Origin of the sequence: Salinicola lusitanus (genome assembly GCF_038648475.1) — a bacterium.
Classification (GTDB): domain Bacteria; phylum Pseudomonadota; class Gammaproteobacteria; order Pseudomonadales; family Halomonadaceae; genus Salinicola; species Salinicola lusitanus.
On record NZ_CP151919.1, the window covers coordinates 219,072 to 231,725 of the forward strand.

Annotated in this window: 12 protein-coding genes; 3 read left to right on the plus strand and 9 right to left on the minus strand. The window is 63.8% G+C overall.

Annotation, left to right across the window (positions count from 1 at the left end; genetic code table 11):
* Positions 1-149 precede the first annotated feature (149 nt).
* From rseP to rpsB, 8 genes are all read right to left on the minus strand, one after another.
* Positions 150-1,505 carry a sigma E protease regulator RseP gene (rseP, locus tag AAGT95_RS00960; RefSeq protein WP_342596569.1) on the minus strand — a complete coding sequence of 452 codons (1,356 nt, stop codon included), beginning with the start codon at positions 1,503-1,505 and terminating at the stop codon, positions 150-152.
* The gene (ispC, locus tag AAGT95_RS00965; protein ID WP_342595228.1) at positions 1,505-2,725 is read right to left on the minus strand and encodes a 1-deoxy-D-xylulose-5-phosphate reductoisomerase; all 1,221 of its coding nucleotides are present in this window, start codon (positions 2,723-2,725) and stop codon (positions 1,505-1,507) included. Before ispC ends, rseP begins: the two co-directional genes overlap by 1 nt.
* A gap of 7 nt (positions 2,726-2,732) precedes the next feature.
* The gene (locus AAGT95_RS00970; RefSeq protein WP_342595229.1) at positions 2,733-3,533 is read right to left on the minus strand and encodes a phosphatidate cytidylyltransferase; all 801 of its coding nucleotides are present in this window, start codon (positions 3,531-3,533) and stop codon (positions 2,733-2,735) included.
* The gene (gene uppS / locus AAGT95_RS00975; RefSeq protein WP_110602232.1) at positions 3,526-4,287 is read right to left on the minus strand and encodes a polyprenyl diphosphate synthase; all 762 of its coding nucleotides are present in this window, start codon (positions 4,285-4,287) and stop codon (positions 3,526-3,528) included. The genes AAGT95_RS00970 and uppS overlap by 8 nt, the downstream gene beginning before the upstream one ends.
* Positions 4,288-4,350: 63 nt before the next feature.
* Complete coding sequence (frr, locus tag AAGT95_RS00980) at positions 4,351-4,908, minus strand: ribosome recycling factor (protein ID WP_110602229.1); 558 nt, start codon at positions 4,906-4,908, stop codon at positions 4,351-4,353.
* 10 nt (positions 4,909-4,918) lie between these two features.
* On the minus strand, positions 4,919-5,674 hold the full coding sequence (gene pyrH, locus AAGT95_RS00985; protein ID WP_110602227.1) for a UMP kinase: 756 nt from the start codon (positions 5,672-5,674) through the stop codon (positions 4,919-4,921).
* 154 nt (positions 5,675-5,828) lie between these two features.
* Entirely contained in the window at positions 5,829-6,698 is an 870-nt protein-coding gene (tsf, locus tag AAGT95_RS00990) for a translation elongation factor Ts (protein WP_110602226.1), read from the minus strand.
* A gap of 168 nt (positions 6,699-6,866) precedes the next feature.
* Positions 6,867-7,598, minus strand: coding sequence for a 30S ribosomal protein S2 (gene rpsB / locus AAGT95_RS00995; protein WP_110602225.1), 732 nt, complete (start codon positions 7,596-7,598; stop codon positions 6,867-6,869).
* A gap of 521 nt (positions 7,599-8,119) precedes the next feature.
* Here rpsB and map point away from each other — a divergent pair.
* Positions 8,120-8,911 (plus strand): type I methionyl aminopeptidase, encoded by a 792-nt coding sequence (map, locus tag AAGT95_RS01000; protein WP_110602224.1) that lies wholly within the window; start codon positions 8,120-8,122, stop codon positions 8,909-8,911.
* Between the two features lie 42 nt (positions 8,912-8,953).
* Positions 8,954-11,629 (plus strand): [protein-PII] uridylyltransferase, encoded by a 2,676-nt coding sequence (locus AAGT95_RS01005; protein WP_342595230.1) that lies wholly within the window; start codon positions 8,954-8,956, stop codon positions 11,627-11,629.
* Between the two features lie 27 nt (positions 11,630-11,656).
* Here AAGT95_RS01005 and copM read toward each other — a convergent pair whose 3' ends face one another.
* A complete protein-coding gene (gene copM / locus AAGT95_RS01010; protein WP_342595231.1) occupies positions 11,657-12,055 on the minus strand; it encodes a CopM family metallochaperone in 399 nt (132 codons plus the stop codon).
* Positions 12,056-12,269: 214 nt separating this feature from the next.
* Between copM and AAGT95_RS01015 the strand changes: the two genes are divergently transcribed.
* Entirely contained in the window at positions 12,270-12,629 is a 360-nt protein-coding gene (locus AAGT95_RS01015; RefSeq protein ID WP_110602219.1) for an ArsC family reductase, read from the plus strand.
* Positions 12,630-12,654: the final 25 nt, after the last annotated feature.

The following is a 12,654-nucleotide window of genomic DNA, read 5'->3' on the forward strand; positions in this document are numbered from 1 at the left end:
TCGCTTCTGTGGGGTCCGCCCGCGTATCGAACAGGCACCTTATACATTTCTCCCTACGACTGACAAGCTCGTCGCTCACCACTCATGGGGTCTTCCCGGGCACCGGTGTTCCCGGCGCCGTCAGGCCGCCCGGCAACGGCGTCCCGTCGTCAAAGCCGCATCAAATCGAAGTAGAGCGCCATCACCATCAAACACCCCACCAACGCCACGCCAACCCGCAAGCCCAAGGCCTGGGCCGTTTCCGAGACCGGCTTCCCCCTGACGAGCTCGATCAGGTAGTAGACCAGATGACCGCCATCGAGCACCGGGATCGGCAGCAGGTTCAGCACGCCCAGGCTGATCGACAGATAGGCCAGGAAGCCGATGAACGTCTCGACGCCGCTGCGCGCCGAATCACCGGCGATGCGCGCGATGGTGATCGGTCCGGAGAGGTTCGAGGGCGAAATCCAGCCGACGATCATCTTGCGAATCGAGTCCGCCGTCAGCCAGGTCATCTCGCCGGTCTTGTTCAGCGCCTGACCCACCGCCGCCAACGGCCCATAGCGAATCTCGCGCCGGTAGGATTCGGGCCACTCGACCGCCTGCGACGCGGCGCCCACGTAACCGATCTCCTCGCCATCCTCGGTCTGCCTCGCCTCCGGCGTCAGCGTGACGCCACGGGTCATGCCGTCCCGCTCGACCTCCAGTGACAGCTTGGCGCCGGGATGGCTGCGCACCGCATCGACGAACGCGACCCAGTCGCCAACCGGCTCACCATCGACACTGACGATGCGATCCCCGGCCTGCAATCCGGAACGACCCGCCGGGCTCTCTTCGAGCACCCGCCCCAGCACCGCTGGCACCTCGGGGCGCCATGGCGTGATACCGAGCGACGACATCGGCTGCGGCGGGTCCTGGCGCACCAGCCACTGCTGAACGGGCACGGCGTGAGTTCGGGTCGCACCGCCCGAAGGATCCCGGGTCGTGATCTCCAGTTCGCCGCTGGCGCCGATCGCCGCGATCAGCTGCAGATTGACCTCATTCCAGGACGGCGTCTCGCGCCCGTCGACACTGACGATCTCCTGTCCACTGTGCAACCCGCCCTGGGCAGCCAGGGAATCCGGCTTCACCTCGCCGATCACCGGGGCCACGGTGGTGGCACCGTAGACGAACAGCGCCCAGTAAGCGACCACAGCCAACAGGAAATTGGCGATCGGCCCCGCCGCCACGATCGCGATTCTCGCCCAGACGCTCTTGCGATTGAAAGCCTGGGCCTGCTCTGCCAGCGCCACCGGGCCTTCGCGCTCGTCGAGCATCTTGACGTAACCACCGAGCGGAATGGCGGCAATGGCGTATTCCGTCCCGTGGCGATCGAAGCGCGACCATAGCGGCTTGCCGAATCCCACCGAGAAGCGCAAGACCTTCACGCCACAGCGTCGGGCCACCCAGAAGTGCCCGAACTCGTGGAACGTGATCAGCAGGCCGAGTACGACGATGACCGCCAGTACGTTCTGGATCGTGTCCATCACGCCCGCCCCCTGTGGAAAGACCGTTGATGCAGCAGGTGCTCGGCCGACCGCCGCGCCCGTGCATCCTCGCACAATATCACGTCGAGCGAATCCGCCGCTCGCCTCTCGGTCGCCTCGAGCGTGGCCTCCACCAGCTTGGCGATGCCGGGGAAGGAGAGCTCCCCGTCGAGGAACGCCTGCACCGCCACTTCATTGGCGGCGTTGAGGGTCGCCGGCACCGTGCCACCGGCTTCCATTGCCTCCCGGGCCAGCCGCAGACAGGGGAAGCGAACCTCATCCGGGGCCTCGAAGTCGAGACGGGATATCGCGAACAGATCCAGCGGCTCGACACCGGCCTCGAGCCTCGAGGGCCAGGCCAGACCGTAGGCGATCGGCGTACGCATGTCGGGATTGCCCATCTGCGCCAGCACCGAGCCATCGGCATACCCGACCATCGAATGCACGATGCTCTGAGGATGAACCACCACCTCGACCTGCGCGGGCGCCGTATCGAACAGCCAGCACGCCTCGATCAACTCGAGGCCCTTGTTCATCATGGTGGCGCTGTCGACGGATATCTTGCGCCCCATCGACCAGTTGGGATGCGCACACGCCTGGGCGGGCGTGACGTCTTCCAGCGCCTCGAGCGACCAGGTTCGAAACGGTCCTCCCGAGGCAGTCAGCCACAGCCGCGATACGCCGTCACGACTCAGCTCGCGATGGCGACCGCCACGCTGCATAGGAAGACACTGATAGATGGCATTATGTTCCGAGTCGATGGGTAAAAGCGTGGCGTCATGACGCGAGACGGCGTCCATGAACAATCCGCCGGACATCACCAACGCTTCCTTGTTGGCCAGCAGCACGCGTTTGCCCGCCTCTACTGCCGCCAGTGTCGGCATCAACCCAGCCGCCCCCATGATCGCCGCCATCACCACGTCCACTTCGGCCGCTCGCGACACTTCCACCAGGGCCGCCTCTCCGTGGGAGACGTCGATCTGCGTCAACCGGGCTTCCCGCAGTCGGGAGCGCAGCCATTCGGCATCCTGCGACGTGCCGATCACCGCCCTCTGCGGCTCGAACCGCAAGCAGATCTCGAGCAGCGCCTCGCGGGAACGCTGGGCGGTCACCGCGTGAAGCTGATAGCGATCGGCGTGTCGAGCGATCACGTCCAGCGTGCTGCGACCGATGGAACCGGTCGCGCCCAGCAGTGTGACCTTGCAGGAAGAGGAAGACATCGATGTGCTATCCCAGCCAGGGGCGGATCAAAGCGAAGAGAGGAACGGCAGCCGTCAAGCTGTCGATACGATCGAGGATGCCACCGTGGCCCGGCAGCAGGTGACTGGAGTCCTTCAAGCCACGAAAACGCTTGAGCATGCTCTCGAGCAGGTCTCCGACGACGGAGATGAAAGCGACCACCAGCGCGACGATCAGCAGGGCCAGCGCCTGGCCGAGGTCAAGCGCCAGCCACACCGTGTAGACGAGCACCAGCAGCGCGACCGCGACCCAGCCGCCATAGACGCCCTCCCACGATTTGCCCGGACTGACGCTCGGCGCCAGCTTGCGACGGCCGTAACGGCGCCCGGCAAAGTAGGCCCCGATATCCGCCACCCAGACCAGCAGCAACACGAACAGCAACCACTCGCTACCCTGCTGCCGAAGTTGGTAAAGCCCGACCCAGCAAGGCAGCAGCACCCACACGCCCATGCACAGGCGCACCACCGGAGGCTGCCACTGCCCGGTGGCGCCGGGATAGCGAGAGACCCACCAGGCGTTGGCCAACCAGCCGAGCGCGCCAGCCCATAGCGGCCAACGCGCCTCGGTCCACCCCGACCACCATGCGATCACCAGCAGCAAACCGAGGCCGAGAGTGTAGAGCAGTCGCGGCTTGACCTCGTCGAATCCGGCCAGGCGCGCCCACTCCCAGGCCCCGAGCAGCAGCACGAACGCGGTGAAGGCGGCGAAGCCGGCCCCGGAGAGGCCGAACAGGCCGCCGAGAGCCAGTGGCGCCAGTACCAGCGCCGTCAGTATCCGTTGTTTAAGCACCCTGAACCTCGACCTGCTGCTGGCTCATGCCGAAACGGCGCTGGCGCTGCTGGAACGCCTCGAGCGCGGCATCGAAGGCGGCCCCATCGAAATCGGGCCAGAGTTCCGGGGCAAACACGAACTCCGCGTAGGCAAGCTGCCACAGCAGGAAGTTGGAGATCCGCTGTTCTCCACTGGTGCGGATGCACAGATCGATGGGCGACTCCTGGCTCAGGCACACCTCGCGGTCCAACGCCGCTTCATCCACGGCCTCGGGAGTGATGAGCCCATCGGCGACCTTGCGCGCCAGCCGCTGCGCGGCGGAGGCGATGTCCCAGCGCCCACCATAGTTGGCAGCCACGACGAGATGCATCCCGGAATTGTCGCGGGTCAACGCCTCGGCACGACTCATGTGCTTCTGCAGGGACGACGAGAAGCGGCGGCGATCGCCGATGATGCTCAGGCGGATACCGTTCTCATGAAGCCTCTTCACCTCGCGCTTGAGCACCAGCATGAAAAGTTCCATCAGCGCACCGACCTCCGCCGAAGGACGACGCCAGTTCTCGCTCGAGAAGGCGAATAGTGTCAGGGTCTCGATGTGCTGCTCCGCCGCCCGTCGAATGACGGCGCGCAACGACTCCACGCCAGCGCGATGTCCCTGTGCGCTGGAGAGCCCTCTGGCGCGCGCCCAGCGATTGTTGCCATCCATGATGATCGCCACATGGCGGGGCATCGACGGCATCGCTTGGACGTCACGCGACTGCGTGTCTGTCATGATAGCTCGCAAGACAGGTGGGTGGCGGCGCCCGCATGCCGAAGCCATCGAGCGCCCGAACCCTCATACCTGCATCAGGTCATGTTCCTTGGTTTCCAGCAGCCGATCGATCTCGCTGACGTGCTTGTCGGTCAACTTCTGGATTTCCTCTTCTCCGCGACGCTCGTCATCCTCGGTGATCTCCTTGTCCTTGAGCAACGTCTTGAGATCGCCGTTGGCGTCGCGGCGAATACTGCGGATCGCAACCTTGGCGTTTTCGGCCTCGGCACGCGCCTGCTTGATATAGTTGCGCCGCGTCTCCTCGGTCAGCGGCGGCATCGGCACGCGGATCACGTTGCCGGCGGTGGCCGGATTGAGCCCGAGATCGGCGGTCATGATCGCCTTCTCGACTTTCGGCACCATCGGGCGTTCCCACGGCGTCACGGCCAGCGTCCGAGCATCCTCGATCGTGATGTTGGCGACCTGGTTGATCGGCATCTGACTGCCGTAGTACTCCACCATCACCGCATCCAGTATGCTCGGGTGCGCCCGGCCGGTGCGGATCTTGTGGAAATTGCTCTGAAGCGCATCCAGGCTCTTTTGCATGCGTGCGCCAGCGTCTTTCTTGATATCGTCGATCATGTCCTAAACCTCAATCAATCAGCGTGCCTTCTCGCCCACCGACCACCAGATTCAACAGCGCCCCGGGCTTGGTCATGTCGAAGACGCGAACCGGCATGTCATGGTCCCGTACCAGGCAGATAGCGGTCAAATCCATCACCCCGAGCTTCTGGTCCAGCACATCATCGTAACTCAAACGCTCGTACTTGACGGCTTCCGGATGCTTGACCGGATCCTTGTCGTAGACACCATCGACCTTGGTGGCCTTGACCACGACGTTGGCGTCGATCTCGATGCCCCGCAGACAGGCGGCCGAGTCGGTCGTGAAGAAGGGATTGCCCGTACCGGCAGAGAAGATGACCACGTCGCCAGAAGTGAGGTAACGGATCGCGGTGCGCCGATCGTAGTGTTCGACGACCCCGCTCATGGGGATTGCCGACATCACTCGCGAGCGGATATTGGAACGTTCCAGCGCATCGCGCATCGCCAGGGCGTTCATCACCGTGGCCAGCATCCCCATGTGGTCACCGGTGACCCGCTCCATGCCCGCTGCGTGCAGCGCTGCACCCCGGAACAGGTTACCGCCGCCGATGACGATGCCGACCTGGACACCGATCCCCACCAGCTGGCCGATTTCCAGCGCCATGCGATCGAGCACCTTGGGGTCGATACCGAAATCCTGCTCCCCCGTCAGCGCCTCCCCCGAGAGCTTCAACAATATGCGCTTGTACTTCGACTTGTCGCTACGCTCATTGGGCTTGCTGGGTCGATCGATGACTTCAGGCATGACGCTCTCTCCTGGTTTGACGAGTCGGATTCGGCAGGTGGCAGACGATCTTCTCATCCACCGGATACGCGATGGCGTGCGCTTTCGCGCACGCCATCAGAGGGATCGGCCACAGGCATGAGCCCCGAGCACGGTCCCAGGCACTATCGGAAACTCAGCTACGGCGAGCCTGTTCCATCACTTCCTTGGCGAAATCGACCTCTTCCTTCTCGATGCCCTCACCAACCTCGAAGCGCGTGAAGCCAACCACTTCGCCGCCTGCCGTCTTGGCGTACTCGGCAACGGTCTGGTTCGGATCCTTGACGAAAGGCTGTTCGGTCAGGCTGTTCTCCGCCAGGTACTTCTTGAGGCGACCCTGGACCATCTTCTCGGCGATCTGCTCTGGCTTGCCGGCCATGTCCGGCTGGGCCAGGATGATCGCCTTCTCGCTGTCGAGCTGGGCCTGCGGCATATCTTCCGGACGCGCGACGACCGGGTTGATCGCGGCCACGTGCATGGAGACATCCTTGGCCACTTCCGGGTTGCCGCCCTTGAGCACGCTCAATACACCGATACGATCGCCATGGACGTAGGCACCCACGACGCCGCCTTCCGGTGCATCGACGACGACCGCGCGACGCACGGAGATGTTCTCGCCGATCTTCTGCACCAGCTGGTTGCGCGCATCTTCCAACTCGCCGTCCATGATGGCCGCGACGTCTTCGGACTTGGTCTCGAATACCTTGGCCAGCACCTTGGCGGCGAAGCTCTTGAAGTTGTCGTCACGGGAGACGAAGTCGGTCTCCGAGTTGACTTCCAGCATCGCGGCGTAGCTGCCGTCTTCGGCGACGCGGGTCAGGATCGCGCCTTCGGCGGCCGTCCGGCCCGCTTTCTTGGCGGCCTTCAGACCGGAGTTCTTGCGCAGATCCTCGATCGCGCGATCGATGTCACCGTCGGCTTCGGTCAGTGCCTTCTTGCATTCCATCATGCCGAGACCGGTACGCTCACGCAGTTCCTTGACTAGAGAAGCGCTGATAGCTGCCATGTTCTACCCCTGAGAATCGCTGTTTCGTCTGACGAACGACGCCACGAGAGCGTCGCTCCGGGTGTAAAAAGGGGGCTATGGAGCCCCCTTGTGTCTGCGCCGATACCGGCGAACCGACTGCCGCCCTGCGGGAGCATGCTCAGCGCAGACTCGATGCCGTTTTCTCGATTACTGAGCGGCTTCGCTGGTCTCGCTCACCTCGACGAACTCGTCGGGACGACCTTCCTTCGCCTTGCCGCAGGCGTCGGCGATCGCCTGCACATAGATCTGGATGGCGCGAATGGAGTCGTCGTTGCCCGGGATGACGTAATCGACGCCGTCCGGGTTGGAGTTGGTGTCGACGACACCGATCACCGGAATGCCGAGCTTGTTGGCTTCGTTGATCGCGATGCGCTCATGATCGACGTCGATCACGAACAGTGCGTCGGGCAGACCGCCCATCTCCTTGATACCGCCGATGGAGCGCTCGAGCTTGTCCTGCTCACGAGTCGCCATCAGCACTTCTTTCTTGGTCAGCTTCTCGAACGTACCATCTTCGCGCATGGTCTCGAGCTCGCGCAGACGCTTGATCGACTGGCGGATGGTCTTGTAGTTGGTCAGCATGCCGCCCAGCCAGCGATGGTTGACGAACGGCTGACCAACGCGATTGGCTTCTTCCTTGATGATCTTGCTGGCGGAACGCTTGGTGCCGACGAACAGGATCTTGTTGTTGGAAGAGGCCATCTTCTCGACGATGCTCGTCGCTTCCAGCAGTGCCGGCAGCGTATGCTCGAGGTTGATGATGTGGATCTTGTTACGTGCACCGAAGATGTACTGCCCCATCTTCGGGTTCCAGTAACGGGTCTGGTGACCGAAGTGTGCGCCTGCCTTGAGCAGATCGCGCATGTTGACTTGTGCCATGATGACTCCTGAAGAATCGGGTTAGGCCTCCACACACCCCATGGATCCGACCGCTCGGCTAGACCGTCGCGGCACCCGGGACCATGTGTCGGTGCGTGTGTGTTTTTGATGACGCGACCTTCGTTCGAAGGTCGTCGCCGCTACTGACTCGACCACCCTGGCGACAGCGTAGAGATGCCTGCCGGAAGCCAGATCGGCCATCTTTGCCGGAACCGGTAGACGGGCAATTGCAGTCGAGCGCGCGGATTTATACCATAGAACGCAGGCAAGATGAAGTCGCCGGTCGTCTAAGGAAGCGCTGAATGAATCGGCGAGCGGGATGGACCACTGGGCGAACGGAGCACGGAAACCGGAGCCTGCGGGGTATAGTGGGGATTCCGATCGGACCGGCACCGCCAACGCAGTGATTCGCCCGCGCCACCCTTTATGCAGTGTTTCCCTGAAGCCCGGCAACACCGGGGACAGCCGACCGCTGCCCGAGACACGCCATCGCCCCTATCGACCCCCCATTGCGAGAGCGCATGAACATTCCACGCAAGACGCCCGACGAGATCGAAAAAATGCGCGAAGCCGGCCGCCAGGCCGCTGCAGTATTCGAGATGATCATCCCGCACGTGCAGGTCGGCGTTTCCACCGGCGAGCTCGACCGCCTGTGTCATGATTTCATCGTCAAGGAGCTGGGTTCCACCCCAGCCCCCCTGGACTATCACGGCTTCCCCAAGTCGATCTGCACCTCGATCAATCATGTCGTCTGCCACGGCATCCCCGACTTCGACAAGAAGCTCAAGAGTGGCGACATCATGAACATCGACATCACCGTGAAGACCGCCGACGGTTACCACGGCGACAGCAGCATGATGTTCGTGCTCGGCGACACCATCCAGGGGGAGCGCCTGAGCCGGGTCACCCAGGAGAGCCTGTATAAAGGTATCGCCGAAGTGAAACCGGGCGCCAGGCTGTCGACCATCGCCCGGGTGATCCAGAACCATGCCGAAAAGGCTGGCTACTCCGTGGTCCGGGATTTCTGCGGTCACGGTATCGGCGCAGGCTTCCACGAGGAGCCGCAGGTCCTGCATTATGACGGCTACGCACCGGAAGCCGATGCCGAACTCGCCGAAGGCATGTGCCTGACCATCGAGCCGATGCTCAACGCCGGCGGCTACCGTACCAAGGTGTTGAAGGACGGCTGGACGGCAGTGACCAAGGACAAGAGCCTGTCGGCACAGTGGGAACACACCCTGCTGGTCACCGCTTCCGGCGTAGAGGTCCTGACGGCCCGCTCCGATGAAGACTTCGGCTTCCTGACGGACTGATCGTCGCCTGCCTGCCGCCCCACCTCCGGAGACGCCCGTCGCATGCTGCTGCATCACTACCGTTTTCAACCCGACGAAACACTATTCGATGCAGCGGCCTTCCGTGAGGCGCTGGCGTGCGACTCCCAACCCGTCGCGCTGTTCAAGCTGGCGCTGAAGACGATCCGCGAGCGCCTCGACGAGCGTTTTCGCGCTGGCGCCGATGTTCGCGACCTGGTGTACGGCCGTGCCTGGTGCCTGGACCGGTTGCTCGAGATCGCCTGGGAACGGTTCGAGTGGCCGGACGACAACGTCGCCCTGCTGGCCGTTGGCGGTTACGGCCGCGGAGAGCTGCACCCTTATTCCGACATCGACCTGCTGCTGCTGCTCGGCACGGACGACGACACGCCCTATCGCGAGTCACTGACCGGCTTCATTACCCTGCTGTGGGATATCGGCCTTGAGGTCGGGCAGAGCGTGCGCTCGCTCAATGACTGCGAGCGGGAAGCCCAAAGCGACATCACGGTCATCACCAACCTGCTGGAGACCCGTACCCTGGCGGGCCCGGAGACGCTGCGCAGCGCCATGCGGGAGCGCCTTTCCACCCACCACATGTGGTCGTCGGCAGCGTTCTTCGAGGGCAAGTGGCAGGAGCAGATCGCCCGCCACTACAAGCACAACAACTCCGAGTACCACCTCGAGCCCAACCTCAAGAGCGCGCCGGGCGGCCTGCGCGACATCCAGATGATCGGCTGGGTGGCGAAGCGCCACTTCGGTCCGCTGCGTTACGAGGATGTCGTCGCGCAAGGCTTCATGAACGATGCCGAGTTGCGGATCCTGAGCCAGGGCCAGGCGTTCCTGTGGCAGGTGCGCTACGCCCTGCACATGATCGCCGGACGCGCCGAGGATCGCATGCTGTTCGACCACCAGCGCGCCCTGGCCAAGCTGTTCGGCTACACCGACACCCCACAGCGACTGGCCGTCGAGCAGTTCATGAAGGCCTACTACCGCCACGTCACCGCCCTGGCCGGACTGAACGACATGCTGTTGCAGCATTTCGACGAAGTGATCCTCCACGCCGGCGAGGCGCTCGAGGTCAAGCCGATCAATGCGCGCTTCGAAAGCCGGGGCGGCTATATCCAGCTTCGCCACCCCAACGTCTTCCTGCGGCGCCCCGGCGCGCTGCTGGAACTGTTTCTGCTGATGGCCCAGCATCCGGAGATCGAGGGCGTCCGGGCCGATACCATCCGTCAGATTCGCGACCATCGTCACTTGATCGACGACGCTTTCCGCGACGATCTGCGCCACCAGAGCCTGTTCATGGAACTGCTGCGCAGCGGCGGCGACGTCCCCACCCAGTTGACGCGCATGAATCGATACGGGGTACTGGGCAAGTACCTGCCCGAATTCGGCGAGGCCGTCGGCCTGATGCAGCACGACCTTTTCCACATCTATACCGTCGACGCGCATACCCTGCGCCTGCTCAGTTTCCTGCAGCGTTTTCGCGAGGAGCGGGACACCGACGAATATACCGTCGCCATCGATGTGATCCAGAAGCTGCCCAAACTTGAACTGCTGTGGATTGCCGGGCTCTATCACGACATCGGCAAGGGGCGCGGTGGCGATCACTCGGAACTCGGCGCCATCGATGCCGCCGAGTTCTGCCGCCGCCATGCCTTGTCGAGCTGGGACACGCAACTGGTGGCCTGGCTGGTGGAGCACCACCTGCTGATGTCGAAGACGGCACAGAAACGCGACATCTCCGATCCGGACGTGATCCACGCCTTCGCCCGAACCGTGCGCGACGAGACTCATCTCGACTATCTCTACGTACTCACCGTCGCCGATATCAGCGCCACCAACCCGACGTTATGGAACGGCTGGCGCGCCTCGCTGATGCGCCAGCTCTACACCGAGACCCGCCGAGTGCTGCGTCGAGGGCTCGACAACACCGTCGATCGACAGGGCTGGGTCAGCGAGACCCGAGAGGAGGCGCTGGGGCTACTGCGGACCGTCGGCGCCGACGTGACCCGCGTCACGGAACTCTGGCAGACCTTCGGCGAGGACTACTTCCTGCAGTACACGCCCAGCGAGATCGTCTGGCAGACCCAGGGCATTCTCGCCCACCACGACGATCACCTGCCTCTGGTCCTGGTCAGCGCCCCCAGCGAGGACATGACCGAGGGTGGCACCAAGCTGTTCATTCATACGCGCTCGGCCGACGACCTGTTCGCCGCGACGGCGGCCGCCATCGAACAGCTAGGCCTGTCGATCCACGACGCCCGAATCGCCACCTCGAGCGACGACTGGACGCTCAACACCTTCATCCTGCTCGATGACGATGACGACGCCATCCGCGACCCTGCGCGGCTGGAGACGATCCGCCGGCACCTGGTCGAGGAGCTCGACGACCCCGACGACTATCCGCAGATCGTCAGCCGCCATACGCCCCGGCAACTGAAACACTTCCGGGTGCCGGTCGAGGTGATCATCGAGCAGGACCCCGCCAACGCACGCACTTCGCTGGAGCTGATCGCCCCCGACCGCCCGGGGCTGCTGGCTCGGGTCGGCCGCATCTTCATGGAGCAGAACATCGCGCTGTCGACGGCCAAGATCGCCACCCTCGGCGAGCGGGTCGAGGATGTGTTCTTCATCACCGACAAGCACGGCCGGCCGCTGACCGACCCCGAGGCCCAGGCACGACTGCGCGCGCGTCTTTACGAAGTCCTGGACGTTTAGCGCCCGACTCGCCGGAACCAGACCGCCTCAATCGACCGGTGCGGGATTGGCTTTCAGCCATGCCCGCATCTGTTCGATCTCCGCCTGCTGGGCCTCGATGATCTTCTGGGCCAGCGCTCGCATCTCCGGATCCTTGCCATAGGCGAGCTCGACCTTGGCCATCGCGACGGCCCCCCTGTGATGGGCCAGCATGCCGGTGGCAAAATCGATATCCGGGTCGCCGCTGTTCGCCAGCTCCATGTTGTGCTGCATGCGGGTCGCCGCCTCACGGTAGGCATCGCTGGCCTCGCTGGATTGGGCGGACGATTCAGGACGGACCCGATGATCGCCATGGCCATCGCTCTGCGGCTGAGCCAGACCACTGGCGGCGAAAGCCAGCAAGCCGGCAGCTACGATACCGATCGACCAGCACTTCGAAGTCATCATTCGCTGTTTCTCCCCGGGAAAAACCTGACGCTAGCACCCTGGCGTTACCCATAGGTCAAGCGCGATCCGGGATGCTCGATTGCCGCTCCATCGGCACCGGTCGGCCCAGGCCTCGAACGACACGAGAGTGACGCCCCAGCGGCGCGGTTTGAGCCGCCGTCCGTGGGCGCCTATAATCTGCCGCTTCTCCGGCAGCGCCCGACAGGCCAGCGACATGACCATCACCGTTTACGGCATCAAGACCTGCGACACTTGCCGCAAGGCCCGCCGCCGGCTCGACGAGCTGGGCATCTCGTATCGTTACCACGACCTCCGCGAGGATGGGCTCGGGCCGCAGCGACTGGATACCTTTCTGGCCAATGCCGACTGGCAGACGCTGTTGAACACCCGCAGTACCAGTTGGCGGCAACTCGATGCCGCGGACCGGGAGCCGCTGGACGCCGAGCGGGCTCGCGAGCTGATGCTGGCCAATCCGACATTGATCAAGCGTCCGCTACTGCAGCGCACCGACCCTGCAGGCCAAGACACCCTGATTGTCGGTTTCGACCCTGCCCGCTACGCGACACTGGCCTAGCGGGCGAGTTCGCACCGACTCCACG

Coding starts and splice junctions, on each gene's coding strand:
- rseP (WP_342596569.1), bottom strand. CDS start 1,505: ATGGACACGATCCAGAACGTACTGGCGGTCATCGTCGTACTCGGCCTG.
- ispC (WP_342595228.1), bottom strand. CDS start 2,725: ATGTCTTCCTCTTCCTGCAAGGTCACACTGCTGGGCGCGACCGGTTCC.
- uppS (WP_110602232.1), bottom strand. CDS start 4,287: ATGACAGACACGCAGTCGCGTGACGTCCAAGCGATGCCGTCGATGCCC.
- frr (WP_110602229.1), bottom strand. CDS start 4,908: ATGATCGACGATATCAAGAAAGACGCTGGCGCACGCATGCAAAAGAGC.
- pyrH (WP_110602227.1), bottom strand. CDS start 5,674: ATGCCTGAAGTCATCGATCGACCCAGCAAGCCCAATGAGCGTAGCGAC.
- tsf (WP_110602226.1), bottom strand. CDS start 6,698: ATGGCAGCTATCAGCGCTTCTCTAGTCAAGGAACTGCGTGAGCGTACC.
- rpsB (WP_110602225.1), bottom strand. CDS start 7,598: ATGGCACAAGTCAACATGCGCGATCTGCTCAAGGCAGGCGCACACTTC.
- map (WP_110602224.1), top strand. CDS start 8,120: ATGAACATTCCACGCAAGACGCCCGACGAGATCGAAAAAATGCGCGAA.
- AAGT95_RS01005 (WP_342595230.1), top strand. CDS start 8,954: ATGCTGCTGCATCACTACCGTTTTCAACCCGACGAAACACTATTCGAT.
- copM (WP_342595231.1), bottom strand. CDS start 12,055: ATGATGACTTCGAAGTGCTGGTCGATCGGTATCGTAGCTGCCGGCTTG.
- AAGT95_RS01015 (WP_110602219.1), top strand. CDS start 12,270: ATGACCATCACCGTTTACGGCATCAAGACCTGCGACACTTGCCGCAAG.